Genomic DNA, 21,738 nt, shown 5'->3' with positions numbered 1-21,738 from the left:
CCGAGGGGGTGTCAGCCGTTCACCGGGTGTCCAGACGGTCCGGCACGATGACGCTGATCAGCCAGGTGACCACGGTCATGACGATCGCTCCCCAGAATGCCGCCCAGAAGCCGTCCACCTGGAACGGCAGGTCGAGCCCGCGCGCGATCCGGTCGGTGAGCAGGAAGAGCAGCGCGTTCACCACCAGGGCGAACAGGCCGAGGGTGAGCAGGTAGAACACACAGCCGACCACCCTGATCACCGGCTTGAGCACCGCGTTGATCACGCCGAAGATGAGCGCCACCACGATCAGCGTGAGCACGGTGTTGCCACCCGAGCGGCCGTGCACGTCGACGCCGGGCACGATCAGCGTGGTCACCCACAACGCGACCGCGGTGATCGCCAGTCGGATGAGGAAGCCCACGGCACCATCCTGGCACCGGCTCCCGCCGTCCCGGGGTGATTCGGCCGACTCGGCTTGCCGGCGCGGAGCGGACGCAGCCCGTACGGTGATGGGAGCCGTGCCCCGAGACCCCGGGAGGGACGATGGGTCAGCCCGACGAGGACTTCACCCCCGGCGACCACCTCGCCGCGGACGAGCGCGATCCGGAGGCGGAGCCGGCCGACGCGGTCGAGTAGGCCACCTCGGTGAGCCCCGCCGACGTCGATGCCGAGCCGCCCCGCGGCCTGGAGGTCGACGACTGGGATGCCCTGGAGCAGGCCCGGGTGGTCACCGCGGACGAGGACGACTACCGCTGACCTGCCGCGAGCGCGGGCTGCCCGTTGCGGCAGAGGTTCCCAGCCGATCGGCTCGTTGGACGCGTATCGATGGAACGGGGCGTGCGCAGGGCGCCGGTTTCTCCCTAGGTTGTACGAACGTCGCCTACTCTCCGGGAGGACCCTCGTGCTCAAGCACCCGATCCGCTGGCTGGTCGGGCTGGGTGCCGTGAGCGCCCTGGTCGCCGCGTCCGCCACACCCGCCGTCGCCGCGGCCACGATCGAGCCGTACTTCCAGGACGCCACTCTGGCCGTCGGTTCGGAGAAGGTCAGAAGCCTGTTTCTGTACGCCGACGAAGAGACGAGCCTCAGTGACGTCTCCGTGCGGTACGACTACCGCTCACTGGCCAACAAGATCACCATTGCCCCCTTCGACCAGCAGGCGTGCACCACACCGGAGCCGGGCGTTCTCGTCTGCCCGGAGTCCTTCGGCGTCACCCTGAACGAGTTGCCGCCGCTCGGCAGCGGGATCTACCGAGGCGTCACCAAACGGGTGGCCCTGACCGCCACCCAGAACGCACAGCTCGGCGACTCCGGCGACGTCGTGGTCAGCTTCGAGGCGGCCGGCGGGCGGCAGGGCAGCTACACCTCACGGGTCCGCATCGGCGAGGGCGTCGACCTGGCCGGCGGGCCGTTCACCGAACATTCCTCGAAGCCGGGCGGGAAGGTTTCGGTGCCGCTGGCCGTGTCCAACGTCGGCGACAAGACCGTCACCGGATTCGTCGCGGTCTTCGACCTCCCGTACGCGATCCGGACCAAGGATCGGTTCAGCAACTGCCTCTACTCCGACGACCACCTGGTCTCCTGCCAGTTCGACCAGGAGATCCCGGCGGGCGAAGGGCTCACCGGCACGTTGAACCTCGAACTCGCGAAGGACACCTACGCCCCGAGCAACCTGTCCGGCTACGCCCAGTTCATGACCGTTGCCGACTTCGAGGACCTGACCCGGGTTCGCGAAGCCGTCGGCGCCCGAGAGGGCGCGCGGGGCAGCGGCCCGAAGCTGACCCTGAGCTCGGCACCCAGCGGGATGCGGCTGGCCGACCAGACCGACGTCGGCCCGGGCTACGACTACACCGGCTGGATCATCAAGGTCACGGGCCGCAACGGCACCGACCTCGCGGCGATCGGCGCCACGCTCAGGGGCCGGGCGGGCGCTGTCGTCACGGCCACCGTCGGTTTCCGCAACAACGGCCCGGCGACGCTCGACAACGTGAGCGAGGAATGGGAGGCCGCCACTCACACGCTCGTCGAGCTGCCACCCGGCACCACGGCCGTCGAGGTCCCCGACAGTTGCGAACTGCGGCCGGGCACCCGTACGTACCAGTGCGCCTCGGAAATGCTCCTGGTGGCGGGCAAGACCTACACCGTGGAGTTCCGCCTGCGTATCGACCGGGTCGTCCCCAACGCCAAGGGCACGGTGTGGGTCAACGCGCCCTGCGAGTGTCCCGCCGGCGGCGGCTTCAGGGGTGACATCAAGCCGGCCAACGACCGGGCCACGATCCTGGTCAACCCGGGCCAGGGCGGCGGCAGCGGTGACGGTGACGAGGGTGGAGGCAGCGGCGGCGGTGGTTCGCTGCCCATCACCGGCACCCCCACGAGCCTGCTCGCAGGCCTCGGTGGCCTGCTGCTCGCCGCCGGCCTCGGCGCTTACCTGCTCGCCCGACGTCGCAGCAGCCACTTCGTCGCCTGAGCTGCCCCGCCTGACCGGCACCCCGCCGCCGTTCGTTCCCTGGGCGGTGGGGTGCCGTCGCAGTCCACGGGAGTCACCGGGCCTGGTCGACCAACGTCGGGTGACGGGCGGCCCACTCGCCGAGGCGGTCCTCCCGCAGCGCCTTCAGGAACTCCGGCACGAACGTCGGGTCGGCACGCAGGGAACGGTCCCTCGCGCTCGGCAGGGCGACCGGCAGTCCGAGCCCGACCGGTTCGACCGACCGCAGCGTGGGCACGAGCCGCAGCAGGTCCAGGATGGCCGCCCGGTCGGGTGACACCACGAGGTCGGGGCCGACGGTGGCCAGCAGTCTGGCGAGGCGTACGGGATCGGTGAGTACGCCCTGGTCGGTGGTCTGGCGGACGAGACCGGCGGCGAAGAGGCGGGCGTTGCGGTCCCGGTCCTGGCTGCCCGCGGGCAGACCGTAGCGCTGGCGGAGCAGGTCGACCGAGGCGGCGCCGTCGAGGCGCTGGCAGCCGGCCGGGAAGACCCGGCGGGTGTGGACGGAACGCACCCGGTCCTTCAGGCAGATCGGCACACCGCCCACGGCGTCCGTCAGCGCGCTCGCGGCTCGGTACGTCAGCACCAGACCGGCATCCACCCGGACCCCGGTCAGCTCGGCCACCGTGCGCCGGGTCAACTCGTACCCCTTGGCCATCTCCGGCCGCGTCGACCCGACGCCGGCCGGGAACGCGGCGTTCAGCTTGTCGGTGCCGTGGCCCGGGATCGCCACGCCCAGGTCGCGGGGCAACGACACCAGGTAGGGGCGGCTGCGGTCGGCCGGGATGTGCACCAACAGCACGGCGTCGGCCCGCGTCGCCGCCGGCCCGTCACCGTCGAGGCCGAGCAGCAGGATGTTCAGAGCGCCGGTCGGTACCGGCCGAGCGGATTCACCGAGCAGCTCGGCGGCCGGCGGCGGCCCCCCGCGCTCCGGGGTGAGCAGCGGCACCCCGATCCCCAGCACCCCGAGCAGCGCTAACGCGACGCCACCGGCCTGCCAGCGGCGACGCCGACGGCGACGGCGGATGGTCAGGCGGTCGATCGCCGCGCGCAGCGGGCCGGTCGGCGGGGTCAGCGGCTCGTGCCGGGCGAAAGCGGCACGCAGGTCATCCTCGATCACGAGGGAACCTCCACGTACTCGGCCCGGAGCGTGGCGAGGGCCCGGGAGATGGACGAACGGACGGTCCCGACGGCACAGCCGAGGATGTCGGCGATCTCGGCGTCGGGCAGGTCCTCGTAGTAGCGCAGTACGAGGGTGGCGCGCTGTCGGCGCGGGAGCCGGGACAGCCAGGTCCAGATCTGGTCCCGGTCCACGGCGGACTGGGCGTGGTCGACGGGCGCCGGCAGGGACTCGTCGGGTTCCCCGCGCAACAGGACCCGGCGCATCCACGAGCCGCGCTTCCAGTCGACGTACTGGTTGGTGAGCATGCGGCGCACGTACCGCTCGGGCGAGTCCGCACGGGCGACCCGCCGCCAGTTCAGCTGGACCCGGACCATCGTCTCCTGCACCAGATCCTGTGCCTGGTGCGGATCACCGGTGAGCATCACCGCGTACCGCAGCAGCGGGGCAAGTCGCGTGTCCGCGAACTCCTCGTACGTCACTGCACCTCCCGGGGTCCTGCCTCAGATGACGGGAGCGGACGCGCGGAACATTGCGGTAGCGGGGGTCAGCCTTTCGGTTCGTCCTGGTCACCGGCGGTGATCAGGGACGACGCCGAACCTTAGCGGTTCCTTAAGATCCACAGGCTCCACCTGAATCCCCCTACTGGAGGAATCCCCCTCATGCTCACGCACTCCACCCGGCGCTGGCTCGCCGGACTGGGCGTCGCAGGCGCGTTCGTCGCCGCCTCCGCCAGCCCGGCCGCCGCCGAGGAGCCCTCGAACGAGGTCTTCCTGTACGCGAACAACGCCCTCCTCGCCGCCGGCGGCGAGGCCAAGTCCGTCATCCTTCAGGCGTTCGCCGAGGCGCTGCCGGATTACTTCACCGTCACGGTTGACCGCGCCGCGGTGGCCGACTTCGCCGCCGTCACGCTGAGCAACCCGGTGCCGGGCTGCTCGGAGAGCGGAACGCTCATCACCTGCAATCTCCGGGGTGCCACCACCATCGATTACGTCCTCGACCTCACGGTCAAGGCCAAGGACACCGCGGCGGTCGGCAAGAAGGGTGACATCACCCTGACGATGGCCACCAAGGGCAAGGCGAACGTCACCGCCACGTCGACCATCGAGGTGGGCGAGGGCGTGGATCTCAAAGCGGACGACACCCTCGAGATCTCGGGAGCGCCAGGAGCGGCGGTGAAGGCGCCGCTGCGGGTCGCGAACGTGGGTGACAAGACCACCAACGGCGCGGTCCTCCTGCTGATCGGCAGCGGTCTCAGCGCGGCCCAGCACTCGAACTGCTCCTACCTCTACGCGTTCGGTACGAACTTCGCCCAGTGCACGCTGGACCAGAAGATCGAGCCGGGGGCCGTCGTCCAGCTGGACTCGACGTCCACCCTCAAGATCGCTTCGGACGCCTGGGCGCCGAGCGAGCAGAACGGATCGGCCGAGTGGTTCGCCGATGGCGACTGGGCCGCCTTCCTCGCGGAGTCCCCGTTCCCGGACGGCGCGTGGCAGAAGGGCACCGGGCCGGCGCTGACCCTGGTTCCGGCGCCGACGTCGCAGGCTCGCCAGCTCAAGCAGACCGACAAGGACCCGTACAACAACATCACGTGGATCACGGCGACCGTGACCGGCAACCAGCGGGCCGACGTGGCCGCGAACGGGGCCGAAGTTGCCGGTGCCGTCGGCAAGACCGTCAACACCAAGGTCGGCTTCGTCAACAACGGGCCAGCGGCGATCAACACGTACTCGCCGGGCCAGCTGACCACCGCCGCCGAGATCACCATTCCGGCTGGCGCGACCGTCGTGACGGCACCGAACGAGTGCTCACCCTTCAAGGACGGTGAGGTCGTCGGCTGGTACGGCGATCCGGGCGCTCGCGCCTACCTCTGCGAGTGGTACGAGACCCTGCACAAGGGCGACACCGCCGTGTTCGAGTTCGGGCTGCGGATCGACAAGCTGGCCGGCGCGCCGGGCTCTGTGCACCTGCTGCACTTCAACCTCGATGGCGAGGGGGCGACCATCGCCGACCTCGACCCGAAGAACGACACCGCGGCGTTCACCATCAAGGGTGCGACCGACGGCAACGGTGGCGGCGAGGGTGGCGGTGACGGTGGCACGCTGCCGATCACCGGTCCGTCGACCGGCCTGCTCGCCGGACTCGGCGCGCTGCTGCTCGCCGCGGGCGTTGGCGGTTACCTGGTGGCGAAGCGCCGCCGGACCCGTTTCGTCGCCTGACCGCCCGTCCCAGCAGTACCGGTGCCCCGTCGACCAGCCTGGTCGGCGGGGCACCGTCGTATCCGGCCACCGGGTGGTGGGGGCTGGTCCGGCGTGGGCCGGGCACCGGGCTTCGGTACCCTTTGTGGCCGTGGACACAGCTGAGAAGACCCGCGCTCTCACGGAGAGCGTCGCCCTGAACCCGCTCGATCCCAAGGACCTGTTGCAGACCTTCGGGCTGGTCGGCGTCTGGGTGATCCTCTTCGCCGAGACCGGCCTGCTGGTGGGCTTCTTCTTTCCCGGCGACTCGCTGCTGTTCCTCGCCGGTGTGGCCGCTTCGCCGGTGGCGGACGCCATCTTCGGCGGCGGCACCCGACTTTCGCTGGCCGGTCTGCTGATCGGAGGACCGATCTGCGCGATCGTCGGAGCGCAGTTGGGGCACTGGCTCGGCGCGCGGTACGGCCGACGGATGTTCGAGCGGCCCAATTCGCGGCTCTTCAAGAAGGAGTACGTGGAGAAGGCCGAGTACTACTTCCAGAAGTTCGGCCCGGCCAAGGCCGTGGTGCTGGCGCGCTTCATCCCGATCGTGCGGACGTTCCTCAACCCGGTCGCCGGTGCGCTGGGCATGCCGGCGCGGCAGTTCCTGCTGTGGAACATCGTCGGCGGGATTCTCTGGGTGGACGGCATCCTGCTGATCGGCTATCTGCTGGCCGATCGGATCTACAAGGCGATCGGCGACAAGATCGACCACTACATCCTGCCGGTGGTCGCACTGATCATCCTGATCTCGGTGCTGCCGATCTTCTTCGAGTTCCTGCGCGACCGCCGGGCGCGCAAGCGTGGCGAGGCGGTCGCGGTGGTCGCGGCGGCCAGCGCCGCGGGCGCGGTCGAGGCGGTACGCGAGAAGTTCGACCACGACGAGCACCCGCACGACCGTCGGGGGCACGGGTACGGCCAGGAGCGCTGACGTCAGGTACGACGACGGCCGGCCCCCTGGTGTGGGGGTCGGCCGTCGGCATGTCGGACCCGGCCTCCGGCGGTGCGGCCGGGGACGAGCAGGTGTCAGCTACCGGTGGCGCCACCCCTGGTTCGCCACCGGACACCGCCCCGGATACGGGACGGTGCGCAGCGCCTTTGTCAGCGGGCCTTCTTGGTGGCCCGCTTACGCGGCGGGGTCAGCAGGTCGGCGATCGTCGCGATCGCGCTCGGGACCAGCCGGTAGTACGCCCAGACACCGCGCTTCTCCCGCTCCAGCAAGCCGGCCTCGGTGAGGATACGCAGGTGGTGACTGACCGTCGGCTGGGAGAGGCCGAGCGGCGCGGTCAGGTCACAGACGCACGCCTCGCCCTCGGGGGCCGACTGGATCAGGCTGAGCAGCCGCAGCCGAGCGGGATCCGCAAGGGCCTTGAGGACCCCCGCGAGACGCTCGGCATCGGCACGTTCGATCGGCTCGCCGGCAAGCGGCGAGATCTGAGGCATAGTCATTTCGGCCAACGCAGTTCCCACGTATTCCATCCTTCCACCAGCAGCATCGATCCGCCTGCATATCAGCAGATACGAATCGGCAAACTTTTACGCCACAAGGCCGAGGTCAGCCAACGTATAGGCCGCCCGGTACGGCAATCCGGCGGCTCGCACCGCGTCGCCGGCGCCTCGATCAACAATAACCGCCACGCCCACGACTTCGGCTCCGGCCTCGCGAAGAGCCTCGACGGCGGTCAACACACTTCCGCCCGTTGTGGACGTGTCCTCCACCGCCAACACCCGGCGGCCGGCCACCTCCGGTCCCTCGATCCGTCGCTGTAGACCGTGTGCCTTGCCCGCCTTGCGCACCACAAAGGCGTCCAAGGCGCGGCCGGTCGGAGCGGCGGCGTGCAGCATCGAGAGCGCGACAGGGTCCGCGCCCAGGGTGAGGCCACCGACCGCGTCGTACTCCCAGTCGGCGGTGAGGTCGAGCAGCGCCCGACCGATCAACGGAGCGGCCTGGTGATGGAGCGTGACACGTCGCAGATCGACGTACCAGTCTGCCTCGCGCCCCGACGAGAGCACGACCCGTCCGTGGACCACAGCCAGGTCGGTAATGAATTTACGCAGGTCGTCGTGGTCCCCCATGGCGATAGAGGTTACTGCGCAACTCTGAACGCCGTGTGGACGGGCCTGGTGATTCGGAGCGGCGAGACACCGATGACTGGCGATGTTCGACTACGCTCAGCGACCGGCTCGGTCGCGGTGCGCCAACGACCGACGGCGGCGGCTCCGGCGCGACAACGCGCGGAGGCTCAGCGTTCCTCGCGACCGATCCGGCCGCGGGTGTCGCGGGAGACCACCTCCAGCAGCCGGCGCGGCGCGTGTCGCAGACCGGCGACGGCCACCTTGTACTTCCACGCCGGGACACTCACCAACTTGCCTTTGCGCAGGTCACGCAGGGCCTCTCCGACGACGTCGTCGGCCCGCAGCCACATCCACTCCGGCGTCTTGGACATGTTGATGCCGGCCCGCTCGTGGAATTCGGTACGGGTATAGCCGGGGCACAGAGCCATCACCCGGACGCCGAAAGGGCGCGCCGACTGGCCCACGGACTCGCTGAAATTGGTGACCCACGCCTTGCTGGCCGAGTAGGTCGACCCGGGCATCACCGCGCCAAAACCAGCAACCGAAGAGACATTTATCACTGCCCCGTCGCGTCGTTCGGTCATCGGACGTAGCGCCGCCAGTGTCAATCGCATGACGGCGTGCACATTGAGGCGGAGCAGCCGCGCCTCGTCCTCCGCTGTGGAGCGCAGGAAGGGCTTGTTCAGGCTGATGCCCGCGTTGTTGACCAGGAGGTGAACGGGACTGTCGGACGCCAGCCGCTGTTCGACGATGGCGCAGCCGTCATCGGTGGACAGGTCCGCCGGCAGCGTCTGGACGTCGTGACCGTGCCGGGTGCGCAGCTCGGTGGCCATCGCGGCCAGTCGGTCCGCGTCCCGGGCGACCAGCACCAGGTGCCAGCCGTCGGCCGCCAGCCGCCGGGCGAACGCCGCTCCGATGCCGGCCGTGGCGCCGGTGACCAGGGCCCGTCGCTCGGTGGTCGTGGATTCGAGCGTCACGGGCGGTCCTTTACCTGGGTGGGTACGGGGGCGTGGCCGGCGCCTGCGGGGGTTGGTGTGACGCGGGCGGAAACGCGGACGGTCCGGTGGGTGCCGCGACGCGGTGTCGACCGAACCAGGCGTTCGCCGCCGGCAGGACCAGCAGCGCGGCTACCACAAGGTAACCGAGGGCCTGTCCGACGGAAAGCCCGGCATTGAGCGGAATCCACCAGGACGGGTACGCGTCCGCGAGCAGACCCAACAACTCGGCGGTGGCCCGCTCGTCGGCCCCCAGCCGCAGCGGCGCGGCGCGTTCGCCCACGAGCACCGCCACGCTGCAACAGCCCGCGAGCAGGCCGAGCCCGCAGACCACCCAGGTGGCCACGCGTACGCCCCGTCGACCCGTCAGCAGTCCGAGGGCCAGTCCGGCGAGCACGGGCGCGGACAGTCCGGCGACGACCGCGGTCAGCGCCGCCGACGCACGCAGCAGAGCCACCACGCCGTCGATCTGCTGCGGGGTGGCCGAGGTGTCCCGGGCCGCGGCGCGGAAAGCGTCCACCGTCGGGCCCAGCACCGCCAGGTCGACGGCGGCGTACGCGAGTGCGCCGACCGCCATCAGCAGCAGCACGGCCGTGGCCACCAGGACCACGGCGGGCCGGCGGGGCGGTGCCGGTTCGGGGTACGACACGACGGATCCCTCCGGTAGGCGTCGGGTTGCAACCTACTCGGAGGGATCCTCGGCGTCGTGCTTATCCGTGGATCAACTCGTCGACGGCGGGGTCGTGCCGGGGCGGTCCGTCGGCGGGGTGTCGTCCGGACGGTCCGAGGTGGACGGGTTGGCCGGTGGGGTGGTCGGCTGCTCCGGCTCGGACGCCGGGCCGGGAGTCGACGGGTAGGCCGGCTCCCCGCTCGACGGCTGTCCAGGGGCCGGCGGGTAACCGGGCTGGCCGGGAGCCTGCGGGTAGCCCGGCTGGCCGGACGCCTGCGGGTAGGCCGGGTAGCTGGCGCCCGGGGTCGGCGGCTCCCACGCGGCGGCGGGCTTGCGGAAGAACTCGTTGGACTTCGGCAGGGCCAGCAGGATCAGTGCCGCCAGCAGCGCGAGCAGGCTGATCACACCGAGCAGGAGGCTGACCGGGGTGATCCAGGAGGGCAGCGCCTCGTCGAGGCGGCGCTGGATCTCGTCGGGGCTCGGCGCGTCGCCGCCGCTGTTTCCACCGGCGTTGAAGCCGCCGCCCGCTCCGCTGAGCAGGCCGCCACCCGTGCAGCAGACCATGATGCCGCCGACGATCCAGGTGGTGATCCGGGCGCCGTTACGACCCTGGTTGTTGAAGATGGCCAGCACGCCCAGCACGACCGCCAGCAGGAGCAGGAGGATCGCGGCGCCGAGGCCGAAGGCGAAGACGAAGTTCGCGACCTGCTCGGCGCCCTCGGTGGTGCTGCCCTCGTACGCCTCGCGGAGCACGTCCCGGGTCTTGCCGATGGTGGCGAGGGTGATGATGAGACTGATCACCTGGCACGCCAGGAACAGGTAGAGCAGGTAGCTGGAAATCGTCACGGTGGAGGGCCGTTGGCGGGCCGGCGTGCTCGGGGAGTCGACCACGATTCTCCTTTCCTAGATCGGGCCCACACCGTATCGGCAACCGGCCACTCCGGCATGCCGTGACGAAAGCGGCGCGCCCGGCGAGGTCGTTCAGCGCGCGTCGTCGGCCGGTCGGATCGCCAGGTCGGCCGGGTCGAGCAGGTCGCCGCGCGCGACCCGCCAGCCCTCTTCGCCGTACGCCTCGAAGGAGAGCCGGGAACGCCCACCCGACTCGTAGTCGTGGTAGCGCATCGTCCCCGCCGCCGGCAGGCCGGTCTCCCCGGTGGCGGTGTAGCGCGCCTGCCCGGTCTCGGCCCAGGTGTACCGCCGCCCGCCGAGGTCGATCTCCGGGGCGCCCGGGGTGACGGTCGCGCCGGGCGCGGCGGTCCAGAGGACGAGTTCCAGTTCGGGGCCACCGTCGCCCTCCACGGAGAGGCGGTGCGGCGTGCCGGAGGCGTCGTCGAGGAGGTGCTGCACCCAGGTCCAGTCGCCCTCGACGAGTCGGATGGTGCCGCTCACGACGTACTCCGTCTGGCGGATCCGCACGCGATCACCCGGCGCCAGGCGGCGGGTCGGCGGGAGGCCGGTGGGCCGGGCCGCGGCCCGCCGCCGGGCGCGCAGGACGACCACGAGCACGACCGTCATGAGTACGACAACGGCCCCCACCAGGGACGCCAGCGACCCGTCCACCCGACCACCTCCCCAGGTACGTCGGCGCAGACGGTAACAACCTGGCGCACCGAAATGAGTCGCGTCGTGACCGAAAGCTCAGCTCCTCACGACGGGCCGCCGGACACGGCCCTCGATGGTGGAGGTCTGCGGCGATCGTCAGGCTGCGGCGAGTCGTTGGGTGGCGTAGTCGCCGAGGGTGGAGCGGCCCATGACGCAGCCGACGAAGGTGGTGAACTCGGTGGGATCGTCGCGCAGCGACGTCCAGATCGCCTGGGCGGCCGCCGGGTCGACCCGCTCCAGCAGCGTCGCCGCGTACGCGCGGCCGGCGGGCGAGCCCTCGGCCAGCAGGTGGTCGAGTTGCCGGCGTACCTCCTCGGGGTGCTCGTCGAGTGCGGCCTCGACGCGGTGGTACGCCTCGGTCACCGGCAGCACCTCACCGGCGAACCCCACACCGCCGAAGGCCAGCGTGTCGGCGGTCATCAACTCGTCCGCCGCCGCACGAAGGTCCCGCTCCCACCCACTCATCCCGAACATGCCCCACTCCTTTCCCCGTCGGCCCGCCTCTCACCCTGTTGATCAAGAGGTTTGCGTCATGGGAAGACGTCCCGATGACGCAAACCTCTTGATCGCGGGGCTCAGGCGGCCGTGACCGTCAGGGCGTTCCCGTCGGAGTTGAGGTCGGCCTTGACCGTGTTGCCGTCCCGGATGGTTCCGGAGAGCAGGGCCTTCGCCAACTGGTCTCCGATGGCCGTCTGCACCAGCCGGCGCAGCGGGCGGGCGCCGTAGATCGGGTCGTAGCCGTGCTCGGCCAGCCAGCCCCGCGCCGCCTCGGTGATCTCCAGGCCGAGCCGCCGGTCGGCCAGACGGCGTCGCATCCGGTCGAGCTGGATGTCCACGATGGAGCGCAGATCGTCCCCGCGCAACGCCGCGAACACCACGATGTCGTCGAGCCGGTTGAGGAACTCGGGCTTGAAGTGCGACCGGACGACGGCGAGGACGCCCTCGCGACGCTGCTCCTCGGCCAGCGTCAGATCGCTGATCACCGACGAACCGAGGTTGGAGGTGAGGATCAGGATGGCGTTGCGGAAGTCCACCGTCCGCCCCTGGCCATCGGTGAGGCGACCGTCGTCCAGCACCTGGAGCAGCACGTCGAAGACGTCCGGGTGCGCCTTCTCCACCTCGTCCAGCAGGATCACCGAGTACGGCCGGCGGCGGACGGCCTCGGTGAGCTGGCCGCCCTCCTCGTAGCCGACGTAGCCGGGCGGAGCGCCGACGAGGCGGGCGACGGAGTGCTTCTCGCCGTACTCGCTCATGTCGATGCGGACCATCGCCCGCTCGTCGTCGAACAGGAACTCGGCGAGCGCCTTGGCCAGCTCGGTCTTGCCCACACCCGTCGGGCCGAGGAAGAGGAAGCTGCCCGTCGGGCGGTCCGGGTCGGCGACACCGGCGCGGGCCCGCCGTACGGCGTCGGAGACCGCGCTCACGGCCTCGGCCTGGCCGACCACCCGACCGCCGAGCGACTCCTCCATCCGCAGCAGCTTGGCCGTCTCGCCCTCCAGCAGCCGACCCGCCGGGATGCCCGTCCAGGAGGCGACGACCGCGGCGATGTCGTCCGAGCCGACCTCCTCCTTGAGCATCGCGCCGTCGGCCTGGAGCTGCGCCAACTCCTCCTCGGCCTGCGTCAGCTCGACCTTCAGGGCCGGGATACGGCCGTACCGCAGCTCGGCGGCGCGTTCCAGCTCGCCGTCGCGCTCGGCCCGCTCGGCCTCGCCGCCCAGGCGCTCCAACTCCTCCTTGGCGGTGGAGAGCTTGGTGATGTGGCTCTTCTCGGTCTGCCAGCGCTCGGAGAGCACGGTGAGCTGTTCGCGCTTGTCGGCCAGTTCCTGACGCAGCCGTGCCAACCGCTCGGCGGAGGCGGCGTCGGGCTCCTTGGCCAGCGCCATCTCCTCGATCTCCAGCCGGCGCACGGCCCGCTCGATCTCGTCCACCTCGACCGGACGGGAGTCGATCTCCATCCGGAGCCGGGACGCGGACTCGTCGACCAGGTCGATCGCCTTGTCGGGCAGGAACCGGTCGGTGATGTACCGGTCGGAGAGCGTGGCGGCGGCGACCAGCGCGGCGTCGGTGATCCGTACGCCGTGGTGCACCTCGTAGCGCTCCTTGAGGCCCCGCAGGATGCCGATGGTGTCCTCGATCGTCGGCTCGCCGACCAGCACCGGCTGGAAGCGGCGCTCCAACGCCGGGTCCTTCTCGATGTGCTCGCGGTACTCGTCGAGCGTGGTCGCACCGACCATCCGCAGCTCGCCGCGGGCCAGCATCGGCTTGAGCATGTTGCCGGCGTCCATCGAGCCCTCGCCCTTGCCGGCGCCGACGACGGTGTGCAGCTCGTCGAGGAAGGTGATGACCTGCCCGTTGGAGTTCTTGATCTCCTCCAGGACGGACTTCAGCCGCTCCTCGAACTGGCCCCGGTACTGGGCGCCGGCGACCATCGCGCCGAGGTCCAGCGAGACCAGCTTCTTGTCGCGCAGCGACTCGGGCACGTCTCCGGCCACGATCCGCTGGGCGAGACCCTCGACGATGGCCGTCTTGCCGACGCCGGGCTCACCGATCAGCACGGGGTTGTTCTTCGTACGCCGGGAGAGCACCTGGATGACCCGGCGGATCTCCGAATCCCGGCCGATGACCGGGTCGATCTTGCCGTCCCGCGCGCTGGCGGTGAGGTCGACGCCGTACTTGCTGAGCGCCTGGTAGGTCTGCTCGGGATCGGCGGTGGTGACCCGCCGGTCTCCGCCTCGGACGGTCGGGAAGGCCGCGATCAGGGCTTCCTCGGTGGCGCCGGCCGACTTGAGTGCCGCCGACACCCCGCCGCCCACGCGGGCCAGACCGGCGAGCAGGTGCTCGGTGGAGGTGTACTCGTCACCCAGCGGGCGGGCGATCTGCTCGGCGGCCCCGATGGCGTTGACGAACTCGCGGGCCAGGGTGGGCTCGGCGATGCTGGAGCCCCGCGCGGCCGGCAGGGCGTCGACCGCCCGCTCGGCGGCCCGGCGCAGCTCGGCGGGGTCGGCCCCGACGGCGCGCAGCAGACCGGCGGCGGTCGAGCCTTCGGTGTCGAGCAGGGACAGCAGCAGGTGCCAGGGCTCCACGGTCGCGTGGCCACGCTGGTTGGCCAGGGAGACGGCACCCGTGATGGTCTCGCGGCTCTTGGTGGTGAGTTTCTCGGTGTTCATGGGCTCCCCCGGATCGGCGTTGTCCACTGTCTTGGACGCAACCAGAGTTGAGCGTATTCCACTCAACCTTACCGTGTGACGCCCGTCACTCGCGGCGTCGCCACCGCCAGTCGAACTCGCCGGCGGCCGGCGCCGGGCCGGGGAGCGCGCCCGCGTCCGGCGTCGTCGACAGGCCACCCAGCAGTACCGCGAGCTGCCTGCGGCGCAACTGACGGGTCCGCTCCGCATCGGGTACGCGCACCGCCGCGCACCCCTCCAACACCAGCCCCAGATCCCGTACGACCACGTCGGCGCGCAGCCGCCCGCTGGCGTGCGCCCGCTCGACGAGCGTCGAGGCCAGCTCGCCGGCACGTACCGCGTCCCGGCCCATCTCCTCGGTCGGCGTGAACGTGCCGGCCAGGTGGACGGTGAGCGAATGCACGTCGGCGTCGACCACCCGGGACAGGAAGCCGGCGAACGCGGCCCAGTCGTCCGGCTCGGCGAGCGCCTCCTCGGCCACGGCGATGTAGCGGCGCAGCCCGTCGTGGCAGAGCTGACGCAGCAGGGCCTCCTTGCCCGCGTACCGCCGATAGAGCGCGCTGATCCCCACGCCGGCGCGATCCGCGACGGCGGCGATCGGTGCCTTCGGGTCGTCCAGGAAGACGGCGCGGGCGGCTTCGAGGATCACCTCGTCGTTGCGGGCGGCCTGGGCGCGGCGGCCGGCCAGAGGTCTCGTCGACATGACCTGAGCCTAGCACTGGAACGGATCGTTCCGGTCTGCTACCGTGGTGCAGAACGAAACATTCCGTTCCAAAGGAGCACCGAGATGACCGGCACCGCGATCCGCCCGTTCCGCGTCGAGATCCCGCAGACCGCCCTCGACGACCTGGCCGCCCGCCTGGGCCGCACGATCTGGCCCGCCGAGCTGCCCGGCGTCGGCGACTCGTACGGGATGAGCGGCGACCGGATCCGCGCGCTCGCCGACCACTGGCGCGACGGGTTCGACTGGCGAGCCGTTGAGACCCGACTCAACGCCCACCCGCAGTTCGTCACCGAGATCGACGGCGAGCAGATCCACTTCCTGCACGTCCGGTCGTCCCGGCCGGACGCCACCGCCCTGGTGCTCACCCACGGCTGGCCGGGCTCGGTGCTCGAATACCTGGACGTCATCGGCCCGCTCACCGAGCCGAGCGACCCGGCCGCGCCGGCCTTCCACGTGGTCATCCCGTCGCTGCCGGGCTTCGGGTTCTCCGGCCCCACCCGCAGCGCCGGCTGGAACCGGCACCGCACGGCCCGCGCCTGGGCCGAGCTGATGAACCGCCTCGGGTACGACAGCTACGGCGCCGTCGGCAACGACGCCGGCTCGATGATCTCGCCCGAGCTGGGCCGGATCGACCGCAAGCACGTGCTGGGCGTGCACGTCACCCAGATCTTCTCGTTCCCCTCCGGCGACCCGGCCGAGTTCGCCGACCTGTCCGAGGCGGACCAGGCGGCGCTGGCGCACCTCCAGTGGTTCTACGAGAACAAGTTCTCCTTCAACCAGGTGCACAGCCAGCAGCCGCAGACCCTGGCGTACGCGCTGGCCGACTCGCCCGTCGGCCTGCTGGCCTGGCACGCGCAACTCTTCGACGAGAGCCTGGACGCCGACTTCGTCCTGGCCAACGTGGCCCTGTACTGGTTCACCGGCACCGCCGCCTCGGCGATCCGCCTCTACTGGGAGGACGCCCACGCCGGGGAGCAGCCGGCCGAGCCGACGACGGCACCGATCGCAGTGGCCATGTTCCCCGGTGACTTCCAGTCCATCCGGCGCTTCGCCGAGCGGGACCACGCGAACATCGTCCGCTGGACGGCCTACGGCACGGACGTCGAGGGGCGCGGCGACGTCGGCGGCCACTACGCCGCCCACCAGGCGACCGACGTCCTGGTCGACGACATCCGCGAGTTCTTCGCGCAGCTCTGACCGGCTCGGCTCGGCTTGATCGACTCGGTTTCCCGAAAGTCGGGGTGTCCTGGGAGTCCGGACACCCCGACTTCCGTGATGTCGAGTCGATCAGGCTCGGCGGGGCAGGCGGGCCGTGCAGGGCGTCTCGTGGTCGGCGCGGAGCACGCAGCGCCGGCCACCGTCCAGCCGCCGGTCGCAGAAGACCCAGTGCCGTACGCCCTGATCGTCCTCGGCCGAGACGGTGATTCCGCCCAGGTCGATCCGGGCCAGGAAGGCCAACGACCGGCCGGCGGTCCGGCCCAGCATCTTGGCGCGAGCCAGATCCGGCGCCGAGATCGGCAGGTGAATGACAAAGCGCCCGGTCATCGCCGCCGCAATCGGTGAGACATGACTGACGGTCCTCCTCGCGGTGGAAGGCAGAGCCGGGACGAACAACGGGGGGAAGCTCGCCCCGGCTCGGTGAGCGCTCCAGTGCCATCCGGAAGCGTTCTCTCCGAACCTACAATCGGTAGCGGTTGTAGGTCAACGACCTGGCTCCGATTGCTTGAGGTTGTAGGTGGTCGCGTGATCGAATGGGCGTGCCATCCGGGGAGTGTGTATGCCCAAGCAGCAGTACCAGGTGCTCGCAGACGAGCTACGGACGAAGATCGAATCAGGAACGTGGCCGCCCGGCACGAAGCTGCCGAGCCGATCGCAGCTCTGCAAGGAATACGGCGTGTCGGACACCGTGGTCGGCAAGGCCATGATGATCCTCCGCGCGACCGGACTAACCGAGACGCTGGAAGGCGTCGGTGTATTCGTAGCGGAGAAGCCACCGATCTCCTGACGGTCAGCGGCTCTAGATCGACACGAGATCGCCGATGTCGGGGCATCTAGCGACCGGGACACCCCCACATCGGCGAAGTCGTGTGGATCAAGCCCGCGCCGCCGGTCGGCGTCCAAGATCTGCGCTCCGTTAACTTGGCGGTAGCCTTGGCGGGTGCGAGTACGTGTCGAGCAGACCGCCCTACCCGGGATCGGGGTACGCCACGATCTGGTGACGGAGTCCGGACGCCGCCTGGGCGTCGTCTCCCACCGCAATGGCCGCCGTGATCTTGTCCTCTACGACCCTGACGATCCCGACTCCTGCCAGGCGGACATTCCGCTGACGGACGACGAGGCGGAGGCGCTTGCCGACATCCTCGGCGCGTCGCTGATGCTCGGTCAGCTCTCCGGACTGCGCGAGCAGGCCGCTGGGCTGCTCACCGAGCAGATCGCCATTCCGGCGGGGTCGCGGTACGTCAACCGTCCGCTCGCGGACACCAAGGCGCGTACCCGCACCAGCGCCTCCATCGTGGCGGTGCTGCGTGACGGCGAGGTGATCGTCTCGCCGCTCCCCTCGTTCCGCTTCGCCGCCGGTGACGTGGTGGTCGTCGTCGGGACCCGCAGAGGTCTCGACGGTGTGTCCGCCATCCTCGCCGACAGTGACCCGGACGGCTGAGGCGGATGCACGATTTCACCACGCTGCTCATCGAAGTCGGTGCGCTTCTCCTGCTCCTCGGGCTCCTGAGCCGGCTCAGCCGGCGCTTCGGCCTGTCTCCCATCCCCCTCTACCTGCTCGCCGGGCTCGCATTCGGGCACGGCGGGCTGTTGCCGCTGGACGCCAGCGAGGAGTTCTTCGCGGTCGGCGCCGAGATCGGCGTGATCCTCCTGCTGGTGATGCTCGGCCTGGAGTACTCGGCCAACGAGCTCGTCGGCAACCTGCGCTCGGCGGCACCCGCCGGCCTGATCGACGGGGTGCTGAACGCGCTGCCCGGGGCGGGGTTCGCCCTGCTGCTCGGCTGGGACTGGGTGGCCGCCCTCGTGCTCGGCGGCATCACCTGGGTCTCCTCGTCCGGTGTGATCGCCAAGGTCCTCGCCGACCTGGGCCGGCTCGGTAACCGCGAGACCCCCGTGATCCTCTCGGTGCTCGTCATCGAGGACCTGGCGATGGCGCTCTACCTGCCCCTGGTCACCGCCGTACTGGCCGGCACCGGTCTGCTCGGCGGCGGAATCGCGCTCACCATCGCGGTGGGCACGGTGCTGATCGTGCTGGTGGTCGCCATCCGGTACGGCCACCTGATCTCGTCCGCCCTGTCGGCGAAGGACCCGGAGGCGCTGCTGCTCGGCGTACTCGGCCTGACCTTGCTGATCGCGGGCATCGCGGCGTCGCTCCAGGTGTCGGCAGCGGTCGGCGCGTTCCTGGTCGGCATCGCCCTCTCGGGTCCGGTGGCCCACCACGCCACCGAGCTGCTCTCGCCCCTGCGGGACCTGTTCGCGGCTGTGTTCTTCGTGTTCTTCGGCCTGACCACCAGCCCGCAGGACATCCCGCCGGTGCTGCTGCCGGCGCTCGCGCTGGCCGTGGTCACCATGGGCACGAAGACGCTCACCGGCTACCTGGCGGCCCGCCGGGTCGGCATCGCCGAACCCGGTCGCTGGCGGGCCGGTCTGGCGCTCGTACCCCGAGGTGAGTTCTCCATCGTCATCGCCGGGCTCGCGGTCGCGGCCGGCAGTGTCGAGCCGCGGTTGGCGGCGCTCGCGGCGACGTACGTCCTCATCACCGTGGTGACCGGACCGATCCTGGCCCGGCTGCCCGACTTCCCGTGGTTCAAGCGGTGGTTGCGCAACCGCGCGCTGGCCCAGCGGCGGGAACCGATCCCCGTTCACGACTGATGTTCACCGCCGCTGTCCTGCCCGCCGAGGTGGGACAGCGGCGCTGGCCAGGACACCCGAACGCGCGTTCGGGCAGGGCCGGCCGACGGATGCCGAATTGCGCCTTGCGGGTACTACCGCAGTAACCAACGGCGGGTTACCGTTTCGCCCCAGCAGCCAGCGTCCGCAGGCAGCGTTGCCACCCGCGGGCGATAGCGGAAGGTTGGCCGGTGAGCGTGCAGGAGTCGACGTTCCACGGCTTCGCGAACCCCGTCGATCCGAGCCCGGCGGAGTTGCGAGCTTGGGCGTACCAGCCGGATTCGGTGCCATTGGCGTCCATGCCGCCCGACTGGGACCTCCTGGTCTCCGGTGACCGGCTGGTGTTGACGCTGTTCGAGTTGGCCATGGACCCGACGTGCCCGGCGCGGCGGTTCGCGCTGCACTGCCTCTACATCTACGCCGCCGACGGCATCCGGACGAACTTCCGGGCTCATCCCAAGCGCCGCTTCCGCAAACTCGTGGAGCAGGCCGAGCGCGACGGCGACGAGCTGATGAGGATCTGGGCGCACAACGGCCGCGTACTGCTGGCGAGGCCGGACCTCTTCGTCTACCGGGACTGGTGCGAAGGCGGCCTGGTCCGCGAAAACCGCCGCCTCGGCTGAGCTCGCGCCCCCTCATTGCGCCGATCTTGCACTTTCTGTCCCGACTTACTGGGTCAAGCTGGGCATTTCACCGTACCAAAGTGCAAGATCGGCGCGGGGGCGGGTGCGCCCTGCATGGCGAACGGGCCGGGACCCCCCGTGGGTCCCGGCCCGCACGTCGGTCACCGGTTTCAGTCGCGCTTGCGGTCCGTCTCTGGTCGGGTTGGCTCGCCCTGCTCGGCGAAGCGCCCCTCCTTGATCCGGTCCCGGAACGTTCCCTCGGTGACCTTGTCGAACTTCTCGCGGACGGTGTCGGCCAGACCTTCCAGCCGTTCCTCCGTTCGCTGAGCGACCTTCTTCGCCGGCTCCGCCATCGCTCCCCCTCGCCATGCCGGTAGGCCCGAATTAAGCCGGTTGGACCCCGTATCGACAGGTTAACGGAAGCGGCCCGGTCCGCGCCGGGAAATCGGAGCGCGGGCCGGGCCGAGGAAGCGACAGGTGGGTCAGCGGTCGGTGTTGCGGCGCGGACGCCAGACCACCAACGCGGTGGACGTGCGGTTGGTCGGCACCAGATCCCGACCGGGAAAGCGGGCCAGCGACTCCAGCTCGGCCACCCGGCGGTACGCGGCGTCCAGCTCCGCCTCCAACCGCGCGACCCGCTGCTGCGCCTGCTCCAGCAGCCGCTCCAAGCCGATGATCCGCTTGACGCCGGCGAGGTTGATCCCGTCGTCCTGACTGAGCCGCTGCACCTCGCGTAGCAGCACCACGTCCCGGACGCTGTAGCGACGACCACCGCCGGCGGCCCGGCCGGGCTGCACGAGCCCCAGCCGGTCGTACTGGCGCAGGGTCTGCGGGTGCATCCCCGCCATCCGTGCCGCCACCGAGATCATGAGCACCTTGGCCTCGTAGGCAGGGTCACCCGAACCGAGGAACTCGCCCGACATCCCGCTCACCTCCGCGTCCATCCCACCGGACTATCCGACCCGACGCACACGCGCGTCGAGATGTTCCCGCGCCGCCGGCGGACTCTGCTCGGCGAACGCCTCGAGCGCGGCCCGCGCCTCATCCGTCAGCCGCGCGGGTATCACCACGTCCAGGGTGACCAGCAGATCGCCGGCCTGGCCGTCGCGGCGGACCACGCCCTTGCCCCGGGCCCGCAGCACCCGCCCGCTGGGCGTGCCCGGCGGCACCCGCAATGTCACCGCGCCGTCGAGCGTGGGCACCCGCAGGTCCGTGCCGAGCACGGCCTCCGGGAAGGTCACCGGCACGGTCAACGTCAGGTCGTCGCCGGTACGCCCGAACAACTCGTCCGGGCGAACCTTCACGTGCACGAACAGGTCACCGGCCGGGCCACCACGCTCGCCCGGCTCACCGCGCCCGGCCAGCCGGATGCGTTGGCCGTCGGCCACGCCGGCCGGGAAGCGCACGTTCATCGTGCGGGTCTTGGTGACCCCGCCGCTGCCGTGGCACTCCGGGCACTTCTCCTCCACCACGGTCCCCACGCCCTGGCAGTTGCCGCACGGCTCGGAGAAGCTGAACGACCCCTGGTTGCGGGTCGTGACCCCGGCCCCGTGGCAGACCGGGCAGGTGCGGGGTTGCGTGCCGGGCTTGGCGCCGTTGCCGTGACAGGTGTCGCAGACACCGGGAGCTCGCAACGTCAGCGGCAGGGTCACCCCGCGCACGGCGTCGCCGAAGTCGAGCGCCACCTCGGTCTCGACGTCCCGACCACGAGCCGGACCCCGCGCAGCGGCCTGCCCACCGGCCTGCCCGCCCGAGAAGATCGAGCTGAACAGGTCCTGGAAACCGGCTCCGCCGCCGAAACGGCGCTCTCCGCCGCCCGCGCCGCCGCCGAACAGGTCGGAGACGTCGAACGGCATCCCGCCCGGCTGACCGCCGGCCCGGGCGTTGCGCCGGAACGCGCCCGAACCGAACAGCGACCGCATCTCGTCGTACTCCCGGCGACGGCCGGTGTCCGACAGCACGTTGTACGCCTCGGACACGGCCTTGAACCGCTCCTCGGCCTTCGGGTCGCCCGGATTGTGATCCGGGTGCGACTCCCGCGCCAGCTTGCGGTACGCCTTCTTGATGTCATCGGCGGAGGCGGCCTTGTCCACGCCGAGCACGGCGTAGAAGTCCTTCTCGAGCCAGTCCTTCGAACTCACCGCTCCACCCCCTTCC

24 protein-coding genes and 1 pseudogene are annotated in these 21,738 nt (G+C 70.7%); 9 read left to right on the top strand and 16 right to left on the bottom strand.

Annotation, left to right across the window (positions count from 1 at the left end; genetic code table 11):
* Positions 1 to 19: 19 nt before the first annotated feature.
* Positions 20 to 403 carry a phage holin family protein gene (locus ACQPZK_RS00745; protein WP_355048446.1) on the bottom strand — a complete coding sequence of 128 codons (384 nt, stop codon included), beginning with the start codon at positions 401 to 403 and terminating at the stop codon, positions 20 to 22.
* A 122-nt stretch (positions 404 to 525) separates the two neighbouring features.
* On the opposite strand from ACQPZK_RS00745, the pseudogene ACQPZK_RS00740 reads away from it, so the two are divergent.
* Both ACQPZK_RS00740 and ACQPZK_RS00735 read left to right on the top strand, forming a co-directional pair.
* Positions 526 to 738: pseudogene (locus ACQPZK_RS00740) on the top strand (hypothetical protein).
* A 145-nt stretch (positions 739 to 883) separates the two neighbouring features.
* A complete protein-coding gene (locus ACQPZK_RS00735) occupies positions 884 to 2,446 on the top strand; it encodes an LPXTG cell wall anchor domain-containing protein (protein WP_433536434.1) in 1,563 nt (520 codons plus the stop codon).
* A 73-nt stretch (positions 2,447 to 2,519) separates the two neighbouring features.
* On the opposite strand, the gene ACQPZK_RS00730 is transcribed toward ACQPZK_RS00735, so the two are convergent.
* Both ACQPZK_RS00730 and ACQPZK_RS00725 read right to left on the bottom strand, forming a co-directional pair.
* Positions 2,520 to 3,584 (bottom strand): LCP family protein, encoded by a 1,065-nt coding sequence (locus ACQPZK_RS00730; RefSeq protein ID WP_433536433.1) that lies wholly within the window; start codon positions 3,582 to 3,584, stop codon positions 2,520 to 2,522.
* Entirely contained in the window at positions 3,581 to 4,066 is a 486-nt protein-coding gene (locus ACQPZK_RS00725; protein ID WP_433536432.1) for a SigE family RNA polymerase sigma factor, read from the bottom strand. Before ACQPZK_RS00725 ends, ACQPZK_RS00730 begins: the two co-directional genes overlap by 4 nt.
* A gap of 180 nt (positions 4,067 to 4,246) precedes the next feature.
* On the opposite strand from ACQPZK_RS00725, the gene ACQPZK_RS00720 reads away from it, so the two are divergent.
* The gene (locus ACQPZK_RS00720; protein ID WP_433536431.1) at positions 4,247 to 5,803 is read left to right on the top strand and encodes a cell wall anchor protein; all 1,557 of its coding nucleotides are present in this window, start codon (positions 4,247 to 4,249) and stop codon (positions 5,801 to 5,803) included.
* Positions 5,804 to 5,927: 124 nt separating this feature from the next.
* Positions 5,928 to 6,749 carry a DedA family protein gene (locus ACQPZK_RS00715; protein ID WP_433536430.1) on the top strand — a complete coding sequence of 274 codons (822 nt, stop codon included), beginning with the start codon at positions 5,928 to 5,930 and terminating at the stop codon, positions 6,747 to 6,749.
* A gap of 170 nt (positions 6,750 to 6,919) precedes the next feature.
* Here ACQPZK_RS00715 and ACQPZK_RS00710 read toward each other — a convergent pair whose 3' ends face one another.
* The 9 genes from ACQPZK_RS00710 to ACQPZK_RS00670 form a co-directional block, all read right to left on the bottom strand.
* Positions 6,920 to 7,297, bottom strand: coding sequence for an ArsR/SmtB family transcription factor (locus tag ACQPZK_RS00710; RefSeq protein ID WP_007454255.1), 378 nt, complete (start codon positions 7,295 to 7,297; stop codon positions 6,920 to 6,922).
* A 57-nt stretch (positions 7,298 to 7,354) separates the two neighbouring features.
* The gene (pyrE, locus tag ACQPZK_RS00705; RefSeq protein ID WP_433536429.1) at positions 7,355 to 7,894 is read right to left on the bottom strand and encodes an orotate phosphoribosyltransferase; all 540 of its coding nucleotides are present in this window, start codon (positions 7,892 to 7,894) and stop codon (positions 7,355 to 7,357) included.
* Positions 7,895 to 8,061: 167 nt separating this feature from the next.
* Positions 8,062 to 8,871 carry an SDR family NAD(P)-dependent oxidoreductase gene (locus ACQPZK_RS00700; protein WP_433536428.1) on the bottom strand — a complete coding sequence of 270 codons (810 nt, stop codon included), beginning with the start codon at positions 8,869 to 8,871 and terminating at the stop codon, positions 8,062 to 8,064.
* 10 nt (positions 8,872 to 8,881) lie between these two features.
* Complete coding sequence (locus tag ACQPZK_RS00695; RefSeq protein ID WP_433536427.1) at positions 8,882 to 9,538, bottom strand: hypothetical protein; 657 nt, start codon at positions 9,536 to 9,538, stop codon at positions 8,882 to 8,884.
* A gap of 72 nt (positions 9,539 to 9,610) precedes the next feature.
* Positions 9,611 to 10,450 (bottom strand): hypothetical protein, encoded by an 840-nt coding sequence (locus ACQPZK_RS00690; protein WP_433536426.1) that lies wholly within the window; start codon positions 10,448 to 10,450, stop codon positions 9,611 to 9,613.
* Between the two features lie 90 nt (positions 10,451 to 10,540).
* Positions 10,541 to 11,119, bottom strand: coding sequence for a DUF4178 domain-containing protein (locus ACQPZK_RS00685; protein WP_433536425.1), 579 nt, complete (start codon positions 11,117 to 11,119; stop codon positions 10,541 to 10,543).
* A 138-nt stretch (positions 11,120 to 11,257) separates the two neighbouring features.
* Positions 11,258 to 11,635, bottom strand: a complete 378-nt coding sequence (locus ACQPZK_RS00680) for a hypothetical protein (RefSeq protein ID WP_433536424.1) — start codon at positions 11,633 to 11,635, stop codon at positions 11,258 to 11,260.
* 101 nt (positions 11,636 to 11,736) lie between these two features.
* Positions 11,737 to 14,328, bottom strand: coding sequence for an ATP-dependent chaperone ClpB (gene clpB / locus ACQPZK_RS00675; protein ID WP_433536423.1), 2,592 nt, complete (start codon positions 14,326 to 14,328; stop codon positions 11,737 to 11,739).
* Positions 14,329 to 14,413: 85 nt separating this feature from the next.
* On the bottom strand, positions 14,414 to 15,049 hold the full coding sequence (locus ACQPZK_RS00670; protein WP_433536422.1) for a TetR/AcrR family transcriptional regulator: 636 nt from the start codon (positions 15,047 to 15,049) through the stop codon (positions 14,414 to 14,416).
* Positions 15,050 to 15,133: 84 nt separating this feature from the next.
* On the opposite strand from ACQPZK_RS00670, the gene ACQPZK_RS00665 reads away from it, so the two are divergent.
* A complete protein-coding gene (locus ACQPZK_RS00665) occupies positions 15,134 to 16,267 on the top strand; it encodes an epoxide hydrolase family protein (RefSeq protein WP_433536421.1) in 1,134 nt (377 codons plus the stop codon).
* Positions 16,268 to 16,357: 90 nt separating this feature from the next.
* On the opposite strand, the gene ACQPZK_RS00660 is transcribed toward ACQPZK_RS00665, so the two are convergent.
* Positions 16,358 to 16,615 (bottom strand): hypothetical protein, encoded by a 258-nt coding sequence (locus tag ACQPZK_RS00660; RefSeq protein WP_421473918.1) that lies wholly within the window; start codon positions 16,613 to 16,615, stop codon positions 16,358 to 16,360.
* 232 nt (positions 16,616 to 16,847) lie between these two features.
* Here ACQPZK_RS00660 and ACQPZK_RS00655 point away from each other — a divergent pair, with 232 nt between their 5' ends.
* From ACQPZK_RS00655 to ACQPZK_RS00640, 4 genes are all read left to right on the top strand, one after another.
* On the top strand, positions 16,848 to 17,075 hold the full coding sequence (locus tag ACQPZK_RS00655) for a winged helix-turn-helix domain-containing protein (RefSeq protein ID WP_433536420.1): 228 nt from the start codon (positions 16,848 to 16,850) through the stop codon (positions 17,073 to 17,075).
* 153 nt (positions 17,076 to 17,228) lie between these two features.
* Complete coding sequence (locus ACQPZK_RS00650; protein WP_421473916.1) at positions 17,229 to 17,729, top strand: cation:proton antiporter regulatory subunit; 501 nt, start codon at positions 17,229 to 17,231, stop codon at positions 17,727 to 17,729.
* Between the two features lie 5 nt (positions 17,730 to 17,734).
* The gene (locus ACQPZK_RS00645) at positions 17,735 to 18,940 is read left to right on the top strand and encodes a cation:proton antiporter (protein WP_433536419.1); all 1,206 of its coding nucleotides are present in this window, start codon (positions 17,735 to 17,737) and stop codon (positions 18,938 to 18,940) included.
* A 209-nt stretch (positions 18,941 to 19,149) separates the two neighbouring features.
* Positions 19,150 to 19,581 carry a hypothetical protein gene (locus ACQPZK_RS00640; protein WP_355048464.1) on the top strand — a complete coding sequence of 144 codons (432 nt, stop codon included), beginning with the start codon at positions 19,150 to 19,152 and terminating at the stop codon, positions 19,579 to 19,581.
* Between the two features lie 170 nt (positions 19,582 to 19,751).
* On the opposite strand, the gene ACQPZK_RS00635 is transcribed toward ACQPZK_RS00640, so the two are convergent.
* The 3 genes from ACQPZK_RS00635 to dnaJ form a co-directional block, all read right to left on the bottom strand.
* A complete protein-coding gene (locus tag ACQPZK_RS00635) occupies positions 19,752 to 19,934 on the bottom strand; it encodes a hypothetical protein (protein WP_433536418.1) in 183 nt (60 codons plus the stop codon).
* 129 nt (positions 19,935 to 20,063) lie between these two features.
* Positions 20,064 to 20,504 carry a heat shock protein transcriptional repressor HspR gene (locus tag ACQPZK_RS00630; protein ID WP_355048782.1) on the bottom strand — a complete coding sequence of 147 codons (441 nt, stop codon included), beginning with the start codon at positions 20,502 to 20,504 and terminating at the stop codon, positions 20,064 to 20,066.
* A gap of 30 nt (positions 20,505 to 20,534) precedes the next feature.
* Entirely contained in the window at positions 20,535 to 21,722 is a 1,188-nt protein-coding gene (dnaJ, locus tag ACQPZK_RS00625; protein ID WP_433536417.1) for a molecular chaperone DnaJ, read from the bottom strand.
* Positions 21,723 to 21,738: the final 16 nt, after the last annotated feature.

Source organism: Micromonospora sp. CA-249363 (assembly GCF_050950185.1).
GTDB lineage: Bacteria > Actinomycetota > Actinomycetes > Mycobacteriales > Micromonosporaceae > Micromonospora.
The sequence above is the reverse complement of the archived record's forward strand: the minus strand, read 5'-3'. Positions and strand labels throughout refer to the sequence as shown.